The organism is Solirubrobacter phytolaccae (assembly GCF_027587195.1).
Lineage (GTDB): Bacteria > Actinomycetota > Thermoleophilia > Solirubrobacterales > Solirubrobacteraceae > Solirubrobacter > Solirubrobacter phytolaccae.
This window is the reverse complement of the sequence record NZ_JAPDDP010000019.1, coordinates 1-22571: the sequence shown is the minus strand read 5'-3', so window position 1 is coordinate 22571 and position 22571 is coordinate 1. Positions and strand designations below refer to the sequence as shown.

Genomic DNA, 22571 nt, shown 5'->3' with positions numbered 1-22571 from the left:
CTATCCCTCTCGACGACTTGGTGGCTCCCCACCTCGCAGCGGTCCCGGATACATATCTCTCCTCCCCGGGGCTGAGGCGACGTCAACGTGGCGCCGGCCCCCGTCGACCTCTCTCTCCTTCGGCGGGGGCCGCCGCGCGCGCCATGTCCACGAACGTCGCGAGCAGCGGCGATTCGTCCGCCGCCCGCCAGGCCATGTCCAGGCGCAGGCTCGGCACCTCACCCGTGAAGGCCCGGTAGGTCACGCCCACGCGGACGAGCTCGCGCACCGACTCCGCGACGAGCGAGATCCCCACACCGGCCGCCACGAGCCCGATCACGGTCTGCATCTCCTGGACCTCCTGCACGATCGTGTCGTCGCCGCCGAGGCGATCGATCGTCGGCTGGAGCGCGGTGCGCAGCCCGGGCGCGACGCCGTTCGTGAGCAGGATCAGCGGCTGGCCCTCCAGGTCCTCGAGCGTCAGCTGCGGCTTGGCCGCCAGCGGGTGCAGGTCCGGCAGCGCGGCGATCACCGGCTCCTCGGCGACGTTCTCGATCCGCAGCTCAGGGCGGGCGCGGCCCGCGCGCAGGAAGCCGACGTCCAGCCGGCCGTCCTCGAGCTGGCGCAGCTGCTCGGTCGTCCCCAGCTCGTGCAGGCGCAGGGTCACGTCGGGCGCATGGTCGCCGAACCGCCGCAGCAGGTCGGGCACGAACGAGTACATCGCGCTGCCGACGAAGCCGACCGCAAGCCGCCCGACCTCGCCGCGCTGCACCCGCCGGGCCTGGCGCGCCGCGTCCTCGGTGGCCGCGAGGATCTCCCGCGCCCGCTCCAGGAACACGGCGCCCGCCGCGGTCAGCTCCACGCGCCGCTGGTTGCGCAGCAGCAGCGTCGCCCCCACCTCTTCCTCGAGTGCGCGGATCTGCTGGCTCAGCGGTGGCTGGGACATGTGCAGGCGCTCCGCCGCCCGGCGGAAGTGCAGCTCCTCGGCGACGACCACGAAGTAGCGCAGGTGGCGGAGTTCCATCGGTTGGGCATGATGGTGGGCGAGATGGACGAGTTCCAGGCGAAGGACGGCATGATCCGGCTCGGGCAGCTTTTGAAGGCGTCCGGGCTCGTGAGCACCGGCGGGGAAGCGAAGCTGCTCCTCGCCGACGAGCAGGTGAGCGTGAACGGCGAGGTCGAGACCCGCCGTGGCCGACAGCTGCATCCCGGTGACGTGGTGACGCTCGGCGACGAGGCTGTCCGCCTCACATGACGCCGGGCGTGTACGTGATGGGCAACGAGCCCGCGACCGGCAAGTCGGCGGTCGCGCTCGGCGTCCGCCAGCTGCTCGCGCGCCGCACCGCGCGGCTCGGCGTGTTCCGGCCGGTGGTCGCCGACCCCGAGCATGACCCGCTCGTGGACCTGCTGCGCGCGGACGAGGCGTTCCCGTACGAGGCGTCGATCGGCGTCACCTACGACGAGGTCCGCGCGGACCCCGAACGAGCGTTGGAAGAGATCGTCGCGCGCTACCGGGCGCTCGCCGCGCAGTGCGACGGCGTGCTCGTCGTCGGTACGGACTACGTGGGCGTGGGCACGGCGGGCGAGCTGGAGTTCAACGGCCGGATCGCGCTCAACCTGGGGCTCCCGGCGCTGATCGTCGTCTCCGGGCACGACCGCACCGCGGAAGAGGTGTGCGACGCCGTCGGGGTCGCGCTCACGGCCGTGCGCGGCTCCGGCTGCGAGGTCGTGGGCGTGATCGCCAACCGCGTCCACGCCGACCAGCTCGACCAGATCACGACGGACGACGGCGTCCCGGTGTACGCGCTGCCGGAGATCGACCTACTGATGGCGCCCACCGTCGGCCAGGTGGCCGCGGCCTGCGACGGCGAGATCATCGCCGGCGACGCCGACCTTCTCGGCCGCGAGGCGCTGCACATCATCGTCGCGGCGATGACGCTCCCCAACCTGATGGAGCGGGTCGAGGACGGCGCGGTGCTGATCACGCCCGGCGACCGCGCGGACGTGCTGCTCGCGGCGCTGTTCGCGCACGCCTCCAAGGAGCTCCCCTCCCCCGCCGGCGTGGTGCTCACCGGCGGGCTCAAGCCGCCCGACGCGTTCCTGCGCCCGCTCGAAGGCTTCCCGACGATGCTGCCGGTCGTGCTGACCGAGCACGGGACCTACGAGGCGGCGACGCTGGCCGGCGCGCGCGAGGGCGTCATCGCCCGCGACACGCCGCGCAAGATCACCAAGGCGCTCGCGGTCTTCGAGGAGTACGTGGACGGCGAGGACCTGCTCTCGCGCGTGGACGTCGCGCGCTCGGACGCGGTCACGCCGCTGATGTTCGAGTACGAGCTGCTCGACCGGGCGCGGGCCTCGCGCAAGCACATCGTGCTGCCCGAGGGCAACGACGAGCGGATCCTGCGCGCGGCCGAGATCCTGCTGCGCCGCCGCGTCGTCGAGCTCACGCTGCTCGGCCCGGAGGACGAGGTGCGCGGCGCGGCCTCGCGCCTCGGCGTGGACCTGTGGGGCGCGCACATCATCGACCCGCGCGACGAGGCGCTGCGCGAGCGGTTCGCGCTCGAGTACACCGAGCGCCGCAAGCACCGCGGGATGGTGCTCGACGCGGCGCGCGACATCGTCACCGACGTCTCCTACTTCGGCACGCTGATGGTCGCGCTGGGCATGGCCGACGGCATGGTGTCGGGCGCCACGCACACCACCGCGGAGACGATCCGGCCGGCGTTCGAGACGGTCAAGACGGCGCCGGGCGCGGGGCTCGTGTCCAGCGTGTTCTTCATGTGCCTGGCCGACCAGGTGCTCGTCTACGGCGACTGCGCCGTGAACCCGAACCCGACCGCCGAGCAGCTCGCGGACATCGCGATCTCGTCCGCCGCGACCGCCGCGCAGTTCGGGATCGAGCCGCGGATCGCGATGCTCTCCTACTCGACCGGCAAGAGCGGCTCGGGCGCGGAGGTCGAGCGTGTGCGCCAGGCGACCGAGCTGGTGCGCGAGCGCGCGCCGGAGCTGTCCGTCGAGGGCCCGATCCAGTACGACGCGGCCGTGGACGCGGGCGTGGCGCGCACGAAGCTGCCCGGGTCCGAGGTCGCCGGCCGCGCGACCGTGTTCATCTTCCCGGACCTGAACACGGGCAACAACACCTACAAGGCCGTCCAGCGCTCCGCCAACGCGGTCGCCGTTGGCCCGGTGCTGCAGGGCCTGAACAAGCCTGTCAACGACCTCTCGCGAGGCGCCACCGTGCACGACATCGTCAACACCGTCGCCATCACCGCGATCCAGGCAGCCGCATGACTCGCGCTGCGCGCTCGCATGCTTCGGCGAGAACTCGCCTGGCGGCTCGTTCTCGCGCCGCACTTGGGGGCGATGCCGCGTGAGCGTCCTCACCGTCAACGCGGGCTCCTCGTCGCTGAAGTGGTCGGTGGTCGACCCACCGGAGACGGTGGCGAGTGGCACCGTGCAGCAGGTCAAGGACCACGCGGAGGCGTTGCGCGCGGTCCTGGACGAGGCGCCGCTGGAAGGGCTGGAGGTCGTCGCCCACCGCGTCGTCCACGGCGGCGAGCGCTACTCGGCGCCCGTGCGCATCAACGCAGCGGTGCTGGACTCGATCCGCGACCTCAGCGTGCTCGCGCCGCTGCACAACCCGGTCAACGCGGACGGGATCGAGGTGGCGATGCAGGCGCTGCCGGACGTCCCGCACGTCGCCGTCTTCGACACCGCGTTCCACGCCACGCTCCCGCCGCAGGCCTACACGTACGCGGTCCCGCGCGCGTGGAACGTGCGCCGTTACGGCTTCCACGGGACCTCGCACGCGTACGTCTCCCGCGAGGCGGCACGACTGCTCGAGCGCGCGCCCGAGGACGTCGACGTGATCGTCCTGCACCTGGGCAACGGCGCGTCGGCGAGCGCGGTCGCCAAGGGCCGCTCGATCGACACCTCGATGGGCCTCACGCCGCTCGAGGGCCTCGTGATGGGTACACGCTCGGGCGACGTGGACCCGGCGCTGATCCTGCACCTGCGCCGCACGCTCAACCTCTCCACGGACGAGATCGACACGGTCCTGAACTCGCGCTCGGGCCTGCTCGCGCTCGCCGGCGACAACGACATGCGCGAGGTGCACCGCCGGATCGAGGCCGGCGACGCCGCCGCGCAGCTCGCGCTCGACGTCTACTGCTACCGGATCAAGAAGTACGTCGGCGCCTACCTGGCCGCACTCGGCGGCGCGGACGCGATCGTGTTCACGGCGGGCGTCGGGGAGAACGACGCCGTCGTGCGCGAGCGTTCCCTGGCCGGGCTCGAGCGCCTGGGCATCATCCTCGACCCCGAGCGCAACCGCGCGGGCGGTCCGGTGATCAGCGCCGACGACTCCACGGTGCGCGTGCTGGTGATCCCGACGGACGAAGAACTCGAGATGGCCGTGCAAGCGGCCGACCTGGTCCGGTAGCTTCGGAGCATCGCCTCCGTTCGCATCATCCCCTTCGTCCCCGGCCGGCGCCCGACCGACGAGGCGCGCAGCGCCGGCCTCGGCTCCAGCGAGCCGATGGCGTTCGTCAACGCCGGGCCCGGCAACCGCTGCCTGCTGCTGATGCAGCTCGAGGGCGACGGGCCGTTCGAGGTCACGACCGTGATCGGCCACTCGATCCGGCGCCGGTCGTTCACGCCCGAGCCGATCGGCGCCGCATTCGGGCTCGCGCTGGACCCCGACGTGGACTTCGCCGGCGACTACGGGTTCGCGCAGCGCTTCTCGCAGACGGTGCTCGTGCAGGTCCGCAACGGCGAGGCGGTCGACGAGACGCGGCTCGACGTGTTCGACCTCGCGCAGATGGGGTCGCTGTACGAGCGGATCGTCGAGCGGGTCGTCAAGCCCGACACGCAGCGGCAGGCCCCCGGCCACTCGCACACGCTGCACCCGTGGTTCCCGGTGCTGCTGATCGGCGCGCACAAGGCCGAGCTGTACACACGGGCGCTGGTCGGCGACGTCGTGCACAAGCGCCAGAACCTCGCCGACCCGGGGTGGCTGACGCGCGTCGGGCTGTACCTGGAGCTGATGACCGCGCTCGGGATCGTCGAGGCGGTCAAGGACGATCTGGGTGACCTGCTGACGCCCGAGGAGCGCGCCGCCTACGAGTCCTGGGACGACCTGACGATCAACGTCGACGGCTGGAAGGACGTGTGGGCGCTGCGCAAGATCGCGCAGCCGCTCAGCTCCCGCAACCTGCTCGCCAAGCGCAAGGCGACGCTCGAGTTCCTGCACGTCCACCACGAGGACCTCAAGCACGCGATCGCGCTCGCCGGCCCGAACTCCACCAACGCGCAGGAGACCTGGCACCGCGTCTTCCGCGACGCCGAGCGGGCGGTGCTGTGCAAGACGCCGGACGCGTTCCCCGAGCTCAAGTCGCTGCCCGCGGAGCTGCGCCGCGTCGTGCTCTGGCACCGCCGCGGGCACCTCGGGCTCAAACGGGCGCTGCGCGTCCCCGGGCCGCTCCCGCGCCTGCTCGGCGACCAGGACGGGCTGTTCGCCTCCGCCTGCAACCAGTACCGGGCGTCGATGAACCACGTCGCCGACTGGGCGCGCGAGCAGGGGCTGATGGACCACGCGGGCGACGAGTCCGTGCCGCGCCAGGTGAGCCTGCTCGAAGCGCACATGAACCAGCCGACGCGGGTCGCGCTCCTGCAGGCGCGCGACGGCTACGACCCGGCGCGGCCGCTGGAAGTCGGCGAGGACCTGCCGCCCGACTACACGCCGCCGCTCGGCGACGTCGCGGCCGCGCTGGCCGGCACGCCGGTGTTCTCGCTGCTGAAGCCCGAGGAGCTGGACGCGCTCGCGCGCACCGCCCGGCCGCTCACGATCGGTCCGGCCGAGCGGATCATCGTCCAGGGCCAGGAGGGCGACTCGCTGTTCGTGGTCGTCGAGGGCACCGTCGAGGTGTTCTTGCGCCGCGACGACGGCACGGAGGTCGCCCTCGGCACCCGCCCTCAGGGCAGCGTGCTCGGCGAGATGTCACTGCTCACGGGCGCACCCCGATCCGCGACCGTGCGGGCGCTGGACGGTGCGCTCGTCTACGAGGTCGGCCGGCAGCAGTACGAGCCGGTGCTGGCCGCGCGCCCGGAGCTCCGCGTCGCGCTGGAGCGCGCGATGGAGGAGCGGCTACGGACGCAGGACGAGGCGCTCAGCGCGTCGTCACGGTCACGTAGGCGATCTGCTCTTCGCGCCCGAAAAGCGCGTCCATGATCAGCTTCACGATGCAGGTCATACGTCAAGTGTGCCCGCCGAGCGTGGAATTCGACCATCGCTCGGCGGGGTGAGGTGGTTCACACCTCGACCTGGCGCTTGACCGCTGCCTCCGAGAGCGCCCACAGGCGGTCGGCGTTGTCGGGGTCCAGCGCGTAGCGGGCGACGCCCAGCTCTTCGCGCCGGTCGACCACGTAGGCCTCGGCGACGTCCTCGTAGTAGCGGCCGCCAATGCCCTCCAGGTCGGGTGAGGTGGCGACGTAGACCGACGTCGCCGCGCCCTGCTCCGGCGACTTGAGCGCGAAGCCGGTGTCCCGCACGCGGTCCAGGTAGCCCGGCGGCATGTGGCGCTGCAGGTTGGTGGCGATCCCGCCCGGCATCAACGCGTTGGCGTAGATGCCGTCGCGCGCCCAGCGCTCGGTCGCGCCGACCGCGAACAGCACGTTCGCTGTCTTGGACTGCCCGTAGGCCGCGAACGGGTCGTAGTCGCGGAAGGCGAAGTTGACGTCGTCGAAGACCACGGGCGAGCGCAGGTGCGCGCGCGAGGAGACGCTGACCACGCGGGCGCCCTCGGCCGCGAGCGCACCGTGCAGGCCGACCGTGAGCGCGAAGTGGCCGAGGTGGTTGGTCGCGAACTGCAGCTCGAAGCCCTCGGGGCTCAGCTCGAGCTCCGGCGTGGCCATGATCCCCGCGTTGTTGACGAGGATGTGCAGCGGGCCGTCCCAGGCACGCGTGAACGCGTCCACGGAGGTGAGGTCCGCGAGGTCGAGCTGCCGCACGTCCGCGCCGATCTCCGCGGCGAGCGCCTGCGCCGCGGCCGGGTTGCGCACCGCCAGCGTGACCTGCGCGCCCGCACCCGCGAGCGCGCGGGAGGTCGGGATGCCGATCCCCGACGCGCCGCCGGTGACGATCACGCGCTGGCCGGTCAGGTCGAGGCCGGCGACGACGTCCTGCGCCGTGGAGTGGAAGTTGAACCCCACCTACGCCACCTCCTCCACGATGCCGTGCGCGGCGACTGCGACGTCGTCCCACTGCTCCCACTCGGCGATCCGCTTCGCGTACTCGGCCTTGATCATGTCCAGCGTGCCGGCGCCCAGGAACAGGCGCAGCGGCGGCTCATCGGCGTCGACGAGCTTGAGGATCGCGGGGCCGGTCGCCTCCGGGTTGCCGCGAACGCCGAGCCGAGCGGCGCGTGCCGCGGCGAACTGCTCGCGCAGCTCCGCGTAGGCCTCCAGCGGCTCGGCGGTGACGGCCGACGGGCCGTTCCAGTCGGTCGAGAAGCCGGTCGGCTCGACGAGCGTGACCTTGATCCCGAACGCCGCGACCTCCTGCGCGAGCGACTGGCTGAAGCCTTCGAGCCCCCACTTGGACGCGTGGTAGAGGCCGACGATCGGGAACGCGTTCACGCCGCCGATCGAGGACACCTGGAGGATGTGGCCGGAGCCCTGCGCGCGCAGGAACGGGAGCGCCGCCTGCGTCACCCAGAGGGCGCCGAACAGGTTGGTCTCCAGCTGCGCGCGGGCCTGCTCCTCGGAGACCTCCTCGACCATCCCGAACAGGCCGTAGCCCGCGTTGTTGACGACGACGTCGAGCCGCCCGAAGTGCTCGTGCGCCTTGGCGACCGCCGCTTCGACGGCGGGCTTGTCGGTGACGTCGAGCTGCAGCGCGAGGGCGTTGTCGCCGTAGCGCTCGACGAGGTCGGCGAGCGTGGCCGCGTTGCGCGCGGTGGCGACCACGCGGTCGCCGCGCTCGAGGGCGGCCTCGGCCCAGATGCGGCCGAAGCCCTTCGACGTGCCGGTGATGAACCAGACCTTCGACATGTGCGTGTGCCTCCTAAACTGTGAACCGGAGGACACCTCCGGTTGCATGCCTGCAGCTTAGCGGAGGCTGCCTCCGCTTCCAACCCCATCATGCGCGCCGACGCCGCCCGAAATCGCGAGAAGTTGCTCTCCGCCGCCGCGGAGGAGTTCGCCCTGCGCGGGTCCGGCGCCTCGCTCGAGGCCGTGGCCAAGCGGGCGGGCGTCGGGATCGGCACGCTCTATCGCCACTTTCCCACGCGCGAGGATCTCGTGGCCGCCGCCTACGCCGCCGAGGTCGACGACCTGCGCGCCGCCGCGGACGAGCTGCTCGCGTCCTTCCCGCCCGACGAGGCGCTCGCCCGCTGGATGGACCGCTTCGTCGACTACACGGCGACCAAGCGCGGGATGGCCGACGTGCTCACCGCCGACATGCGCGAGGCCACGGTCGGCAAGATCCCGGGCGCGATCGAGCTGCTCGTCGGTGCAGGCGTAAAGGCCGGGACGATCCGCGCCGATGTGGACGCCGACGATGTCCGGGGCATGATCGGGGCGGTGTGGAAGGTCACCGACGGCGAGCGCGCGCGACGGATGCTGCGGGTGTTAATCGACGGGCTGAAGGTCATACCTTCGTCCAGTCCTTCTACTGAGTAGGTCTTCTCCGGTCGACTACCGGGGGCACCATGAACCCGTTCAACGCCGTGGCCGCCCTCATGGCGCGTCTGACGTATGCCCGCAAGTTCCTCCTCGTCGGGTTGGTGCTGCTGGCACCCGCGGCGTTCGCGCTTCACGCGTACTGGAACGTGCAGGGCGAGACGATCGCGTTCGCCGAGAGCGAACGGGCGGGCGTGGCGTTCGTGATCCCCGCGAACCAGCTCGTGCTGGACGTCGTCGCGGCGCGCTCGGCCGCCGTCCGCGGTGACGCGGTCGACACGAAGGCGGTCGAGGCCGCGATCGCCGCGGTGGACCGCGCGGACGGCGCCGTGATCGGCGTCGACGGGACCTGGCAAGAGACCCGCACGGCCGTGCTCGCGGCGATCGGGTCCAAGCCCAAGCCGGGCAAAGAGGCCTACGCGGCCTACGAGGACGCGGTGTCGGCGACGCTCGGCCTCGTCATCAAGACCGGCGACGGCTCAAAGCTCATCCTCGATCCCGACCTGGACTCCTACTACGTGATGGACGCGCTGATCACGAAGCTGCCGGCGATCGCCGACGGCACGGGGCGCGTGAACGACCTGCAGGTCGTCGCGGAGACGATGGACGACCGGATCGCGCTCGCGGCCGCCGAGAGCTCGCTCGCGGGGACGATCGCGGCGATGCGCGCCGGGCTCAAGACCTCGTTCGAGGAGACCGCCGACGCGAACCTCGAGCCGGCGCTCGGCAAGCTCGCCGCCGGGCGCGACGTGCGTGCGCTCGAGCAGGCCGCCGCGCCCGCGCTGGACGCGCTGCTCGTCACCCGCGCCGAGAAGTTCTCGGCGGCGCGGCTGAAGATCGCGCTGCTGGTCGTCATCGGCGCGTTGGTGGCGGTGTTCCTGTTCGTCGGGTTCTTCCTCTCCACGCGGCGTGGCGTGCGCGAGATCTCCGAGCGCCTGAGCTCGCTGCGCGACAACTGCGTGACCGACCTCGGCGCGGCGCTGCGGCGCATGTCCGAGGGGGATCTCACGGTCGAGGTCACGCCGGTGACGCAGCCGATCACCGACATCTCGCGCGACGAGCTCGGCCAGGTCGCCGTGGCCGTCAACACGATCCGCGAGCGCACGGTCGGCTCGATCGACGCCTACAACGCGATGCGCGCCTCGCTGGCCGAGCTGATCGGGACGGTGTCCTCCAACGCGGGCTCCGTCTCCGCCGCGTCGCAGCAGATGGCAGCGTCCTCGCAGGAGACCGGCCGCGCGGTCGGCGACATCGCGGCGGCCGTCAACGACGTGGCCCAGGGCGCCGAGCGCCAGGTGCGGCTCGTCGAGTCCACCCGCTCCGCGGTGCAGGAAGCGGCCCGCGCGGCCGAGGCTTCCGCTCTGACGGCGCGGGCGACTTCCGAGGCCGCGGAGAGCGTGCGCGTGGCGGCCGGCGACGGCGCCGCGACCGCCGAGCACGCGAGCGACTCGATCACCCGCATCGCCGCCTCTTCCAGCGCGGTGGGCGAGGCGATCGAGGAGCTGTCGGAGCGCTCGACGCGGATCGGCGGCATCGTCGACACGATCACCGCGATCGCCGAGCAGACCAACCTGCTGGCGCTGAACGCGGCGATCGAGGCGGCGCGGGCCGGCGAGGCCGGGCGGGGGTTCGCGGTCGTGGCCGAGGAGGTGCGCAAGCTCGCCGAGGAGTCGCAGGGCGCGGCGCGCCAGATCTCCGTCCTGGTGGGCGAGATCCAGACCGAGACCGTGCACGTCGTCGAGGTCGTCGCCGAGAGCCGGCGTGAGACCGAGGCGGGCGTGGCGACGGTCGCGACCACGCGGTCGGCGTTCGAGGCGATCGGCGTGACGGTCGAGGAGATGACCGCGCGCGTGGCCGAGATCACCGTGGCCGTCGAGCAGATCGCGGCCGAGGCGGCGAGGGCCGAGCGCGAGGTCGACGATGTCGCCTCGGTGGCCGAGTCGTCTTCGGCTTCGGCCGAGCAGGTCAGCGCGTCCACGCACGAGACCGGCGCCTCCGCGCAGGAGATCGCGGCGTCCGCCGCGGGGCTCTCGCGCACGGCGGCCGACCTCGACGCGCTCGTGGGCCGCTTCACCGTGGTGTAGAACGGAGGGCGTGCCTCGGTACGTCATCCAGCTTCACCAAGCGCGGTCGCTGCACTACGACTTCCGGCTGGAGGTCGACGGCGTGCTGCGGTCCTGGGCGGTACCCAAAGGTCCCTCGGAGGACCCGGCCGAGAAACGGCTCGCCGTGCAGGTTCCCGACCACTCGCTGGCGCACGGCGACTACGAGGGGCCGAACGTCGAGATCTGGGATCGCGGGACGTACGCGTCGCTGACGGACGGCTCGTTCGCGGCGGCGTTGGACAACGGGCACGCCTCGTTCACCCTGGACGGTGAGCGCCTGCAGGGCGACTGGACGTTGCATCGGACTTCCGATGGGGAGAAGCCGCAGTGGCTGCTGATCAAGAAGCGCGCCTGACGCCCGCACCTGTGCGCGCGGCGGCGATGAAGGCCGTGTTGACGGATGCGCGCTTCTCCGACCCCGACTGGATCTTCGAGCGCAAGCTGGACGGCATCCGCTGCGTGGCGATCCGTGACGGCGGTGCCGTCCGGATGCTCTCGCGCAACGATCTGTCGCTTCGGGATCGCTACCCGTTGATCGCCGACGCGCTCGACGGGCAGTCGCGGGCGCGGTTCGCCGTGGACGGCGAGATCGTGTCCGCCTCCGGCAAGTTCCAGGACCGGGCGGGGCCGTTCTTCTACTACGTGTTCGACGTGCTCTGGCTGGACGGGCACGACGTGCGGTCGGTGCCGCTGCGCGAGCGCAAGGGCGTGCTCCGGGAGGCCTTGAGCTGGGACGACCCGCTGCGGCTGACCGAGTACCGCAACGAGGCGGGCGAGGCCATGTTCGCCGAGGCGTGCTCGAGCGGCTGGGAGGGCGTGATCGCCAAGCGCGCGAACTCCCTCTACACCGACAAGCGCTCCAAGGACTGGCTCAAGTTCAAGTGCGAGCACGGCCAGGAGCTCGTCGTCGGCGGCTTCACGCCGCCCAAGGGCTCACGGACGGAGTTCGGCGCGCTGCTCGTCGGCGTCTACGAACCCGACGGCCGCCTGCACTACGCGGGCAAGGTCGGCACGGGCTTCGACCGCGCGGAACTGTCCCGCCTGGCGGCGCTGCTGCGTCCCCTGGCGTGCGACGACGCCCCGTTCTACGACGCACCGCGCTTCCGCGACGTCACCTGGGTCTCGCCCGAGTTGGTCGCCCAGGTCGGCTTCGCCGAGTGGACGAACGACGGCCGGCTCCGCCATCCCCGCTACCTCGGCCAGCGCATCGACAAGGACCCGCGCAAGGTCATCCGCGAGGACGCCCCTTAAACGCGGAAACCCGCCTCGGGAGGCGGGTTTCGGCCATCAGAAGTTCAGGCGAATAATGGTCGGGGGACGTCGTGTTACGAGGTCTCAGCCCTCTGGTTGCCGTCGCTGTCTGACACCCCCTGTATCGGCGGACCGCCCCGACCACTTGAGTCAGCTGGGTGACGAGCCGGCGATTGGCACACTTTCGGCACATTCACGTGTAGATCCGCAACACGCTCCTGGGCGACGATCCGCCCCATGCCACGCGAGCGTTCACGAACTCGTCCCTCAGCCGAGTTCGTGAACGCTCGCGTGGCAGAACGCGCGGCGAGGCAGTACGGCGTGATCAGCACGGCCGAGCTGCACGATTGCGGGCTGTCGGACGACGCAATCGCGGGTCGCGTTCGGAGCCGCGTGCTGTTCCCCCTTTATCGGGGTGTTTACGCCACGGGCCACGCGAACGTTCCGTTCACCGCGTGGTGTCTCGCGGCGGTTAAGGCGTGTAGCGCGAGCGCAGCGCTGTCGCACTACGCGGCCGCGGTTCTGTGGGGGCTGCTCGAACCCAAAGGCCGCTACCCCGACGTGGTTGCGCCAACGGTCAAACGCCACGACGGCATCAACACCTTCCGCGCCGCTTCCTTCGAGCGCACGGTCCACAAGGGCATCCCCGTCACGACCCCGGCGCAGACGGTGATCCACCTCTCCTCGGTGGCGCCGTTCGCCACGCTGCGCCGCGCGGTCAACGAGGGGCTCAACCTCAAGCTCGTCACGCTCGGCGACCTCGTCACCCAGAGCCATCGCGGCGCGAAAACGCTCCGCGCCGTCCTCGCCACGGCCGCGCCCACGCGCAGCGAGAACGAGAACCTCGCCCTCCAGCTGCTCCACGACGCGGAGATCGCCAAGCCGCTCGTCAACCCCGCCATCGAAGGCACCAACCTCATCCCCGACTTCCTCTGGCCAGAGAAGCAACTGATCCTCGAGGCCGACTCCGAGCGCCACCACGGTGGGATGCTCGCCCGCGCCGACGACCGCGCCAAGCAGGCCGTTCTCGAAGGCCTCGGCTACACCGTCATCCGCACGTCGTGGGCCGAGATGACGAGCCGGCCCGACCGGATGCTCAGCCGGGTCCGTGCTGCGTGACGGCGAACCCGCCGCCGAGCGAGGACAGCGGCGCGTTCAGCGCCTCGATCCGGCCGTAGAACGCGCGGGCGACGCGGGTGGCGTGATGCTTGGCCTGGTCGGCGCGCGGGCCGGAGAACAGCTCGTCGATCGTCGACGTCCAGAGCACGAGCCAGCGCTCGAAGTGGCCGGCGCGCAGCGGCGTCTGCCGGTTCAGCTCGGCGTGCGGGCGGAACGCGCCGCCGCGGTAGCTCTGCTCGCCGAGCAGGATCGTCGCCCAGAAGGAGGTGATCTCGGGCACGTGGGCCTCGAGGTCGAGCTTGGCGACGTCGGTGAAGAGGTAGCCGATCATCGCGTCGGACATCGCGTGGCCGTAGAAGGCGCGGACGAGGCGCTCCACGTCGTCACGGGTCTCGATGTCCTGCGGCACTCCCGTATGGGATATCAGGCCATGTCGCCGAGGTCGGCGGCCTTGACCGACGTGGCGCGGCCGCCGGTGACCTTCCACGTCCAGACGGAGGAGCGGCGGACGTCCAGGCCCTGGCGGCGACCGGTGATGTGGCCCATCACGATCACCGAGCCGGGAACGGCGCGGTAGTCCGTGGCGTGGAGGACGAGCTCCTCCCACAGGCGCTGGACGTCGGCGAAGTACTCGCGCAGCCCGGCGTGCCCGACGTAGGGCGTCGACCGCCCCGCGAGCCGCGCCGTGCCCTCGAAATGCAGCACGCAGTCCTCGGAGATCGCGGCCAGCATGGCGTCGAGATCGCGGCGCTCGAAGGCGTCGTAGAGCCCACGGACGATCTCGATCTCCTCCGTGATGCCGGCCGGGTTGCCGTAGTAGTCGGGGCGCGCCACCGCCTAGAGCTTAGGCAGTGGAAGCGCCGAGAGTGTTCGGTCAGCACCCGAACGTCAGCTGCGTTGCACTAGGGTGGCGAACAATGAGCCAGATCGGAGTCACAGGGCTCGCCGTCATGGGGGCGAACCTCGCGCGCAACATCGCCAGTCGCGGTGTGCCCATCTCTGTACACAACCGCACCTCCGCGAAGACGCGTGACTTCGTGTCCGAGTTCGGTTCCGAGGGCGACTACACCGGGTCGGACTCGCTGGAGGAGTTCGTGCAGTCGCTCGAGCGGCCGCGCCGGATCATCGTCATGGTCAAGGCGGGCGCGCCCGTCGACGGCGTGATCGAGGACCTCATCCCGCTGCTCGACAAGGACGACATCGTCATCGACGCGGGCAACTCGCACTACGTCGACACGCGCCGGCGCGAGCAGTACCTGACCGAGAAGGGCCTGCGCTTCATCGGCACCGGCGTGTCCGGTGGCGAGGAGGGCGCGCTGAAGGGCCCGTCGATCATGCCGGGCGGCCCACGTGAGGCGTACGCCGAGGTCGAGGAGATCTTCACCACGATCGCCGCGCAGGTCGACGGCGAGCCGTGCTGCGCGTACATCGGCGCCGACGGTGCCGGCCACTACGTGAAGATGGTCCACAACGGCATCGAGTACGCCGACATGCAGCTGATCGCGGAGGCCTACGACCTCCTGCGCTTCGGCATCGGGCTCGACGTGCCGACGATCAAGGGCATCTTCGACGACTGGAACGCGGGCGACCTCGAGTCCTTCCTGATCGAGATCACGGCCACGGTGCTGGGCAAGACCGACGAGGCGACCGGCCAGCCGCTCGTCGACGTGATCGTCGACCAGGCCGAGCAGAAGGGCACCGGCCGCTGGACCGCGCAGGACGCGCTCGAGCTGGGCGTCCCGCTCACCGGCATCACCGAGGCCGTCTTCGCCCGCTCGCTCTCGAACCTGCGCGACCAGCGCAAGGCCGCGTCCGGCTTCCTCGCCGGCCCGCAGCCGGGTGGCCTGAGCGAGTCCCTCGTCGACGACATCCGCTCGGCGCTCTACGCGTCGAAGGTGGTCGCCTACGCGCAGGGCTTCGAGCAGATGGCCGCGGCCGCGAAGACGTACGACTGGGACCTCCAGATGGGCGAGCTCGCGAAGATCTGGCGCGGCGGCTGCATCATCCGCGCCCGCTTCCTGAACCGCATCACGGACTCCTACGCCGAGACGCCGGACCTCGTGAACCTGCTGATGGCGCCGTACTTCCGCGACGCCGTCGCCGACGCCCAGAACGCCTGGCGCAAGGTGATCGTGTCCGCGGTCGAGCAGGGCATCGCCGTCCCGGCGTTCAGCTCCTCGCTCGCGTACTACGACGGCTACCGCCGCGAGCGCGGGCCCGCGAACCTCATCCAGGGCCAGCGCGACTTCTTCGGCGCCCACACCTACCGTCGCGTGGACAAGGAAGGCTCCTTCCACACGCGCTGGTCGCAGGACGGCACCGAGGTCAAGACCGACTAGTGCTGATCCTGCTTCCACCGTCGGAGGGCAAGACCGCGCCCTCCGACGGGGAGCCGGTGGACATCACGTCGCTGGCACTCCCGGGTCTGAGCAAGACGCGGGAACGCCTGCTGGACGTGCTGTCGCGGCTGACGTTCCCGCGCGCGCTGAAGTACCTCGACGTCGGTCCCGGCCTCGAGCCGGAAGCGCGCCGCAACCTCACGCTGCGGGAGGCGCCCGCCGCACCCGCGCACGAGGTCTACACCGGCGTCCTCTACGAGCACCTCGGTCTCGGCACGTTCGCCGACACCGACCGCGTGCTGATCGCGAGCGCGCTCTGGGGCTTCGTCCGGCCGAGCGACCGGATCCCCGCGTACCGCCTGAGCATGGGCGCAACGCTCCCGCGCATCAACTCGCTCCCGGCGCTGTGGCGTGACCCGCTCCGCAAGGCCGTCCCGGACGAGGGCCTCATCGTCGACATGCGCAGCGGCGCCTACACCGCCGCCTGGAAGCCGAAGACCGCGACGCTCGTCGGCGTGCGCGCGTTCGAGAACGGCAAGACGATCAGCCACATGGTCAAGGCGACGCGCGGTGACGTCGCGCGCATCCTGCTGTCGGGCGAGCCGGTCGAGACGCCGGAGGACGTGGCGAGCGCGGTCCGCCAGGCCGGCCATCAGGTCGAGCTCAACGGCTCAGGCCGGAGCTGGACCGTCGACGTGATCACCTGAGCCTCAGCTCGCGCCCAGCGCGAGCCCGAAGAACGCCCAGATCATCGCTCCGACGATCACCGTCAGGACGAGCACGGCCACTACACCGGGCCGGAGGGGGCGCACGCCGAAGCCAGCCAAGGCAAGGCGGGTCAGTGCCGCGAGGCCCAGGAGCGCGCCGACCACGACCGCGACGTACAGGACGGCCGCCGGGTTGACCCAGTCATCGTAGGCGAGCACCTCGATCGTGAACCACAGCCACACGCCGGCCAGCAGCGCGGCCAGCGTCCCTCCGAGCTTGGCCATGACGGGCATGGCCGCATTGGTTCCCGCTAGCCGAGGCGTTCACGCACGGCCGGCGCGACCACGCGGCCGTAGAGCTCGATCGCGTGCATCATCGCGTCGTGCGGGAGCGTGCCGACGCTCAGCTGGAGCAGGAAGCGGTCGTGCTGGAAGAGCGAGTGCTGGTGGAGGATCTTCTCGATCACCTGCTCGGGTGAGCCGATCAGGTTCGCGCCCTCCAGCGTCGCGGAGGCCTCGAAGGCGGCGCGGGTCAGAGGCGGCCAGCCGCGCTCGCGGCCGAGCTGGTCCATCACGGTCTTGTGCGCGGGGAAGGCAATGTCCAGCGCCTCCTGCTCGGAGTCCGCGATGAAGCCGTGGGAGTTGATCGACAGCAGCGGCCGCGCGTGCCCGTACTCGGACGCCACGCGCCGGTGCAGCTCGGCGAACGGGGCGAACCGGGCGGGCTGGCCACCGATGATCGCCAGCGCCATCGGCAGGCCGAGCGCGCCGGCCCGCGCCACCGACTGCGGGGTCCCGCCGACCGCGACCCAGACCGGCAAGGGATCTTGAACCGGCCGCGGGTAGACGCCCCGGCCCTCGATCGACGCCCGGTGCTTCCCGGACCACGTCACGACCTCGTTGTCGCGCACCGCGAGCAGCAGGTCGAGGTGCTCGGCGAACAGCGCGTCGTAGTCGTCGAGCGAGAACCCGAACAGCGGGAACGACTCGATGAAGGAGCCGCGCCCGGCCATGATCTCGGCGCGCCCACCCGACAGCAGGTCCAGCGTCGCGAAGTCCTGGAACACGCGCACGGGATCGTCGCTCGACAAGACCGACACGGCCGACGTCAGCCGGATGCGCGAGGTCCGGGACGCGGCCGCCGCCAGGACGACCGCCGGCGAGGAGACCGTGAAGTCCGGCCGGTGATGCTCCCCCACGCCGAACACGTCGAGCCCGACCGCGTCGGCCAGGACGATCTCCTCGACCAGATCCGCCATGCGCTGCTGGACGGTGAGCGCCGGGTCCGTGCGCTCACCGAACGTGTAGATGCCGAGCTCCATCAGTCGGTCGCCAGCGCGGGCTTCAGGCGCGGCCCGCGCGGGACCAGCAGCGAAGCGGCCACGGCGATCGCGCCCGCCGCCGCCGAGAACGCGAACGCCGTCGTGTAGAGGTCCTCGCTCGGCACGGGCGTGGAGCCGCTCGTCAGGATCGCCGTCACGATTGCGGCGCCGAACGACCCGCCGACCGTCCGCATGACCGTGTTGATGCCGGTCGCGATGCCGACCTCGCCCTGCGGCACCGCGTCGACGATCAGGTTCGCCATCGCCGCGAAGCCGAACGTGATCCCGACGCCCATCAGCATGCCGCCGATCACGAGCTCCCACGGGTGCTGGTGGGCGAAGGTGTTGATCAGGAACGAGAGCGTGATCAGGATCGCGCCCAGGGTGAGCACGGCGCGGAAGCCGATCCGCTCACCGAGCTTCGCCGCCGGCGCCCCGGCGGCGAGCTGCGCCAGCGCCGTCGGCAGCATCAGGAAGCCCGCGGCGGTCACAGAGAAGCCGAACCCGTACCCCGTCGACTCCGGCGCCTGCGCGAACTGCGGGAACACGAGGAAGCTCGAGAACATCGCGATGCCGACCAGGAACCCGGTCAGGTTCGTGAAGGCCACGGCCGGCTTGCGCAGCACGGCCATGTCGATCAGCGGCTGATGCACACGGGTCTCGACCCACACGAACAGGCCGATCAGCGCGAGGCCGCCGAGGACCGAGCCGAGGTTCGCCGGCGAGCCCCAGCCCCACTCGCCCGCCTGGGAGACGCCGAGCAGGATCGCAGCCAGGCCGGCGCTCAGGATCGCCGCGCCCAGCCAGTCCACCTTCGCGTTCTCGACCGGCGGGGAAGGCGGCACGAACCGCCAGACCGCCCACCCCACGGGCAGCGCGATCAGCGAGATCCAGAACAGCCAGTCCAGGTTCAGGTGGTCGACGATAAGACCCGAGAGCGGCAGCCCGATGCCGCCGCCGATCCCGAACACGGCGCTGATGATCGCGATCCCGCTCGGCACCTGCTCGCGCGGGAACGTGTCGCGCACGATGCCGAAGGCGAGCGGGAACACGCCCCCGGCGACGCCCTGCAGGACGCGGCCCGCGATCAGCACCTCGATCGACGGCGCGAACGCGTTGACCACCGCGCCGAGTGCGAACAGGGCCATGATCCACGTGAGCACGCGGCCCTTGCCGTACAGGTCGCCGAGCTTGCCGGCGATCGGCGTGGCGATGGAGGCGCTGACGAGGAAGCCGGTCAGCACCCAGCTGACGGCCGACGGGGACGCGTCGAACTCCTGCGCCAGCGCGGGCAGCGCGGGCACGACGAGCGTCTGGGAAAGGGCGAAGGCGATACCGGCGCCGGTGAGCGTGAGAAGGACCGGGGTCGGCCGCTGCGACGGTGCGGCGTTCACCTCCTGCACATTACTTACGTCGCGTCAGCGAGCGCGCGAGCGCGGTGAAGGTGGCCTCGACCTCGTCGTCCATGGTCTGCCGGAAGACCGCGAGCAGCGCCTGCGCGGCGAGCGGCCGCGTCGCCTGGATCGACTCCTCCAGCTCGTCCCAGCGCTCGGCGTCCGCGTACGGCTTGAGCACATCGTCGACGAACAGCTTCACGAACTCCTTGGAGACCGCGCGCGAGTGCCGCTGGACGCTCTCGAGCATGTCCAGCGCGTGGCCCAACCCCACCCCACGCGCGACGACCTCCTCGGCCGCGGCCAACAACGCCGGGCTCGGGACCTCGTACGTGCCCTCCCCCAGCGGGTGCAGGAGCCCGAGCTTCGTGGCCTTGCCGATCAGCTTGCGGGGATCGTCGTCCGGCCCCAGTTGCAGCCGCTCCGCCAGTTGCGCCGCCGTGACGACCTCGGACGTCTCCGGCGCCTCGCGGGTCGCGTTGCGCAGCGCGATCAGCCGCTCGCTCGGGTCCCCCAGCAGCCGCTTGATCCCGCTCAGCTTCAGCCCCTCGGACTGCAGCTCCTGGATGAGCCGCAGCCGCTCGACGTGCTCAGGCCCGTAGTAGCCGGTGCGGCCGCGGACCTGCGGCGGTGGGAGCAGCCCGCGGGCGTGGTGCGAGCGCACGTTGCGGACCGTCAGCCCTGTCTCCCGCGCGAGCTCGTCGATCGTGAGCACGGCGTTCAGGGTATCCGACGTCACAGAACGTGACGTCAAACGACGATACATTCGCCTCCATGTTCGAGCTCATCGCCCAGGCCAAGCCTGCGGGCGGCGCGGCGCTGGACCAGGTCGCGATCGCCTCGGGCGCCGCGATCGTCGTCACCGCCGTCCTCATGTGGCTCGGATTGGGCCACCGGAGCGGGAAGGTCGCGCTGCTCGGCCGGATCGGCGCGTACTCCGAGCGCGTGTCCGGCCTGCCCGCGTGGGCGGCGATCCCGTCCGGGATGATCGTCGTCTCGCTGATCACGGCGCTGTTCGGGATGCTGTGGGACATCTCGCTGCACATCGCGGAGGGCCGCGACGAGGGCCCGCTGGCGAACGTCGCGCACTACTTCATCCTCGCCGGGCTGTTCGGCGTGTTCGCGTCCGGCTTCCTGTCGATGTGCCTGCCGCTGGAGAAGCCCTCGCGCGTGGCGGTGAAGGTCGCGCCGGGCTGGTACGCGCCGCTCGGCGGCGTGCTGATCGCCGCCGCGGGGACGTTCGCGCTGATCGGCTTCCCGCTGGACGACGTCTGGCACCGGCTGTTCGGCCAGGACGTGACGCTGTGGGGCCCGACGCACCTGATGCTGATCGGCGGCGCGGCGATGGCCCTGATCGGCCTGGCCGTGCTGATGACCGAGGCGGGGCTCTCGAGCGCTCGCCGGGCCCGCTCGTGGGTCGCCTTCGTGCAGCGCGTCTCGCTCCCGGGCGCGTTCCTGCTCGGGCTCTCGACCTTCCAGGCCGAGTTCGACTTCGGCGTGCCGCAGTTCCGGATGGTCTTCCAACCGCTGCTGATCATGCTCGCCGCGGGCGTGTCGCTCGTAGCCGCGCGGATCTGGCTCGGCCGCGGCGCGGCGCTCGGCGCGGCGGTGTTCTTCCTCGCCATGCGGGGCCTCATGGCCGTGCTCGTCGGGCCGGTGCTGGGCGAGCCGACGCCGTACTTCCCGCTGTTCCTGGTGTCCGCGGTGCTGGTCGAGCTGGCCGCGCTGCGGGTGAAGGAGCCGCTGCGCCTGGCGGTGGTGAGCGGCGGGTTGCTGGGTACGGTCGGGCTCGCGTCCGAGTGGGCGTGGACGCACGTGTTCATGCCGCTCCCGTGGCCGGCTGCGCTGCTGCCCGAGGGGGCCGTGGCCGGGTTCGTGATGGCGCTCGCGGCGTCGTGCGTGGGCGGATGGCTCGGCGCGCGGCTGGCGACCGACCGCACGCCGTCGCTGCGCAGCGCGGCCGTCGGCGGCGCCGCGCTGATCTTCGCGCTCACCGCCTACGGGCTGTGGTCGAACGGCGAGAGCGGCGCGCGCGGGACCGTGACGGTCGCGGGCGACGGGTTCACCGTGCGCACCGACCTCCCGCAGGACCCGATCTGGCTGACCTCGACCTCGTGGCAGGGCGGCGGGCTGGTCGTCGACCGGCTCGAGCGCGTCGGCCCGGACGAGTACCGCACGACCGAGCCGATCCCGATGGACGGCGAGTGGAAGACGATGATCCGCCTGCACTACGGCCGTACGCTCAGCGCGCTGCCGATCTACCTGCCGGCCGATCCGGCGATCCCCGTCGAGGGCATCCCCGCGCGGGCGGAGACGACGCGCGACTTCGGGCCCGAGCAGCAGCTCCTCCAGCGCGAGCGCAAGACCGACGTCGCGGGCTGGCTGTGGGCGGTGGCGTACGGGGTTGTGCTGGCGATCGCGCTCGCGTTCCTGGCCGCGCTGGCCTGGGGTGTGCACCGCGTGTCAGCGACCGGGCGGCCCGCCGAGCGCGAGCACGTCGACCAGCAGCGCCAGGGCCACCGCTCCCACCAGCACCGCGAACCCGCGACGCAGCAGTGACTGCGGGACACGCTCGGCGAACTGCGTGCCGAGCAGCGCGCCGGCCCCGGTCGCGAGCGCGAGGGTGAGCGTGATCGTGAGGTCGGGGCGTGAGCCCGCGAGCAGGTGGCTGGCGAGCGCGGCGACACCCGTGAGCGCGATGATCACCAGCGACGTCGCAACCGCGCGCCGGAACGGCACGCCGAGCCAGACCGACAGCACCGGCACGATCACGAACCCGCCGCCGACGCCGAAGAAGCCCGTGAGCAGGCCGACGAGCAGGCCCGCGAGCACGGTCCGGTCGAGCGCCGGTTCGGGGCAGGCGCCGTCGCCGCCGGTCTCCCCCGCGCGTTTCCAGGTCAGCACCGCGGCGAGCAGCATCACCGGCACGAACGCGAGGATCAGCGCGCTGCCCTCGATCTCGTGGCTGGCGACCGTGCCCGCGAGCGAGCCCAGCGCGGCCGGCACGGCGAACGTGAACCCGATCCGCCAGCACACGCGGCCGTGGCGGGCGAGCGCGCCGGCGCCGATCGCCGCGGCCAGGCTCACCACCACGAGGCTCGCGGTGGAGGCCGGGCCGACCGGCTCGCCGAGCACGTAGACGAGCACGGGCAGCGCGAGGATCGCGCCTCCGCCGCCGACGGCGCCCACGATCATCCCGATCGCGAGCCCGAGGACGATGGCGAGCGCGGTCACGGCGCGGCGCCGCGTGGGGTGGTCGCGTGGCCCGGGCTGATCGCGAGCGCGGTCACCCGAGCGTGAGCCGCGTCGGTGCCGGGCCGGTCTCGAGGCCGGGCGTGATCGAGCCGAGGATCGCGGCGCGCGTCGCGCCGGTGCAGCGCGCGATCGTGCCCGGGAGGCCGTGGATCGTCAGGAAGCCGAGCAGCGCGAACGCGTACGCCTCCTTGTCCTGCGCGGGGAGGCCGAGCTCGTCGCTGACGAGCGTCGGCAGCTCGCGCTCGATCGCGGCCATCAGCGTCGGGTTGCTTACGCCGCCGCCGGAGACGATCAGCTCGGTGACGCCGTGGGCGTGCGCGGCGCCGGTGACCGTGCGCGCGGTCAGCTCGGTGAGCGTGGCGAGGACGTCGTCCGGCGCGTGGCTCGTGGGCTCGAGGTACGCCGCGTTGAAGTGCTCCTT

General features: G+C 71.7%; 23 protein-coding genes. 12 read left to right on the top strand and 11 right to left on the bottom strand.

Translation table 11 applies throughout. From position 1 onward, the window contains the following. Nucleotides 1–82: 82 nt before the first annotated feature. Complete coding sequence (locus OJ997_RS12585) at nt 83–1003, bottom strand: LysR substrate-binding domain-containing protein (protein WP_270025451.1); 921 nt, start codon at nt 1001–1003, stop codon at nt 83–85. 24 nt (nt 1004–1027) lie between these two features. On the opposite strand from OJ997_RS12585, the gene OJ997_RS12580 reads away from it, so the two are divergent. From OJ997_RS12580 to OJ997_RS12565, 4 genes are all read left to right on the top strand, one after another. Next, nucleotides 1028–1234, top strand: a complete 207-nt coding sequence (locus tag OJ997_RS12580; RefSeq protein ID WP_270025450.1) for an RNA-binding S4 domain-containing protein — start codon at nt 1028–1030, stop codon at nt 1232–1234. Further along, nucleotides 1231–3270: a phosphate acetyltransferase gene (gene pta, locus OJ997_RS12575; RefSeq protein WP_270025449.1), complete on the top strand. Its 2040-nt coding sequence runs from the start codon at nt 1231–1233 to the stop codon at nt 3268–3270. Before OJ997_RS12580 ends, pta begins: the two co-directional genes overlap by 4 nt. A gap of 79 nt (nt 3271–3349) precedes the next feature. After that, the gene (locus OJ997_RS12570; RefSeq protein ID WP_270025448.1) at nt 3350–4420 is read left to right on the top strand and encodes an acetate/propionate family kinase; all 1071 of its coding nucleotides are present in this window, start codon (nt 3350–3352) and stop codon (nt 4418–4420) included. Between the two features lie 96 nt (nt 4421–4516). Further along, entirely contained in the window at nt 4517–6208 is a 1692-nt protein-coding gene (locus OJ997_RS12565) for a cyclic nucleotide-binding domain-containing protein (protein WP_270025447.1), read from the top strand. A gap of 80 nt (nt 6209–6288) precedes the next feature. Here OJ997_RS12565 and OJ997_RS12560 read toward each other — a convergent pair whose 3' ends face one another. Together OJ997_RS12560 and OJ997_RS12555 are read right to left on the bottom strand one after the other, a co-directional pair. Beyond that, the gene (locus OJ997_RS12560; protein WP_270025446.1) at nt 6289–7188 is read right to left on the bottom strand and encodes an SDR family NAD(P)-dependent oxidoreductase; all 900 of its coding nucleotides are present in this window, start codon (nt 7186–7188) and stop codon (nt 6289–6291) included. Then, entirely contained in the window at nt 7189–8028 is an 840-nt protein-coding gene (locus OJ997_RS12555) for an SDR family oxidoreductase (protein ID WP_270025445.1), read from the bottom strand. 90 nt (nt 8029–8118) lie between these two features. Here OJ997_RS12555 and OJ997_RS12550 point away from each other — a divergent pair, with 90 nt between their 5' ends. The 5 genes from OJ997_RS12550 to OJ997_RS12530 all read left to right on the top strand — a co-directional run bounded on the left by OJ997_RS12550 (nt 8119) and on the right by OJ997_RS12530 (nt 13133). Continuing rightward, nucleotides 8119–8658 carry a TetR/AcrR family transcriptional regulator gene (locus OJ997_RS12550; RefSeq protein WP_270025444.1) on the top strand — a complete coding sequence of 180 codons (540 nt, stop codon included), beginning with the start codon at nt 8119–8121 and terminating at the stop codon, nt 8656–8658. Nucleotides 8659–8687: 29 nt separating this feature from the next. After that, entirely contained in the window at nt 8688–10742 is a 2055-nt protein-coding gene (locus tag OJ997_RS12545) for a methyl-accepting chemotaxis protein (RefSeq protein ID WP_270025443.1), read from the top strand. A gap of 10 nt (nt 10743–10752) precedes the next feature. Further along, entirely contained in the window at nt 10753–11118 is a 366-nt protein-coding gene (locus OJ997_RS12540; protein ID WP_270025442.1) for a DNA polymerase ligase N-terminal domain-containing protein, read from the top strand. Nucleotides 11119–11144: 26 nt separating this feature from the next. Further along, the gene (ligD, locus tag OJ997_RS12535) at nt 11145–12014 is read left to right on the top strand and encodes a non-homologous end-joining DNA ligase (protein ID WP_272599698.1); all 870 of its coding nucleotides are present in this window, start codon (nt 11145–11147) and stop codon (nt 12012–12014) included. A gap of 237 nt (nt 12015–12251) precedes the next feature. Next, entirely contained in the window at nt 12252–13133 is an 882-nt protein-coding gene (locus tag OJ997_RS12530; protein WP_270025440.1) for a DUF559 domain-containing protein, read from the top strand. Here the strand turns inward: OJ997_RS12530 and OJ997_RS12525 are convergent. Together OJ997_RS12525 and OJ997_RS12520 are read right to left on the bottom strand one after the other, a co-directional pair. After that, nucleotides 13111–13542 carry a group III truncated hemoglobin gene (locus OJ997_RS12525; RefSeq protein WP_270025439.1) on the bottom strand — a complete coding sequence of 144 codons (432 nt, stop codon included), beginning with the start codon at nt 13540–13542 and terminating at the stop codon, nt 13111–13113. The two genes, OJ997_RS12530 and OJ997_RS12525, sit on opposite strands and share 23 nt — an antisense overlap. Nucleotides 13543–13556: 14 nt before the next feature. After that, nucleotides 13557–13967, bottom strand: a complete 411-nt coding sequence (locus OJ997_RS12520; protein WP_270025438.1) for a nuclear transport factor 2 family protein — start codon at nt 13965–13967, stop codon at nt 13557–13559. An 83-nt stretch (nt 13968–14050) separates the two neighbouring features. On the opposite strand from OJ997_RS12520, the gene gnd reads away from it, so the two are divergent. Continuing rightward, a complete protein-coding gene (gene gnd, locus OJ997_RS12515; protein WP_270025437.1) occupies nt 14051–15472 on the top strand; it encodes an NADP-dependent phosphogluconate dehydrogenase in 1422 nt (473 codons plus the stop codon). Next, nucleotides 15472–16179: a YaaA family protein gene (locus OJ997_RS12510; protein ID WP_270025436.1), complete on the top strand. Its 708-nt coding sequence runs from the start codon at nt 15472–15474 to the stop codon at nt 16177–16179. Before gnd ends, OJ997_RS12510 begins: the two co-directional genes overlap by 1 nt. Nucleotides 16180–16182: 3 nt before the next feature. On the opposite strand, the gene OJ997_RS12505 is transcribed toward OJ997_RS12510, so the two are convergent. From OJ997_RS12505 to OJ997_RS12490, 4 genes are read right to left on the bottom strand one after another with little or no spacing between them, the layout of a single operon-like run. Beyond that, nucleotides 16183–16464 (bottom strand): hypothetical protein, encoded by a 282-nt coding sequence (locus OJ997_RS12505; protein ID WP_270025435.1) that lies wholly within the window; start codon nt 16462–16464, stop codon nt 16183–16185. A 26-nt stretch (nt 16465–16490) separates the two neighbouring features. After that, nucleotides 16491–17501: an LLM class flavin-dependent oxidoreductase gene (locus tag OJ997_RS12500; protein WP_270025434.1), complete on the bottom strand. Its 1011-nt coding sequence runs from the start codon at nt 17499–17501 to the stop codon at nt 16491–16493. Continuing rightward, nucleotides 17501–18895 (bottom strand): MFS transporter, encoded by a 1395-nt coding sequence (locus OJ997_RS37530; RefSeq protein WP_270025433.1) that lies wholly within the window; start codon nt 18893–18895, stop codon nt 17501–17503. Before OJ997_RS37530 ends, OJ997_RS12500 begins: the two co-directional genes overlap by 1 nt. 10 nt (nt 18896–18905) lie before the next feature. Continuing rightward, on the bottom strand, nt 18906–19610 hold the full coding sequence (locus tag OJ997_RS12490) for a MerR family transcriptional regulator (protein ID WP_270025432.1): 705 nt from the start codon (nt 19608–19610) through the stop codon (nt 18906–18908). Nucleotides 19611–19669: 59 nt separating this feature from the next. Here OJ997_RS12490 and OJ997_RS12485 point away from each other — a divergent pair, with 59 nt between their 5' ends. After that, nucleotides 19670–21454 (top strand): hypothetical protein, encoded by a 1785-nt coding sequence (locus OJ997_RS12485; RefSeq protein WP_270025431.1) that lies wholly within the window; start codon nt 19670–19672, stop codon nt 21452–21454. On the opposite strand, the gene OJ997_RS12480 is transcribed toward OJ997_RS12485, so the two are convergent. Both OJ997_RS12480 and OJ997_RS12475 read right to left on the bottom strand, forming a co-directional pair. After that, nucleotides 21359–22129, bottom strand: a complete 771-nt coding sequence (locus OJ997_RS12480; RefSeq protein WP_270025430.1) for a sulfite exporter TauE/SafE family protein — start codon at nt 22127–22129, stop codon at nt 21359–21361. The genes OJ997_RS12485 and OJ997_RS12480 overlap by 96 nt on opposite strands. A 52-nt stretch (nt 22130–22181) precedes the next feature. Beyond that, nucleotides 22182–22571, bottom strand: a 390-nt coding sequence (locus OJ997_RS12475) for an anhydro-N-acetylmuramic acid kinase (RefSeq protein WP_270025429.1), incomplete at its 5' end; no start/stop codon positions are given.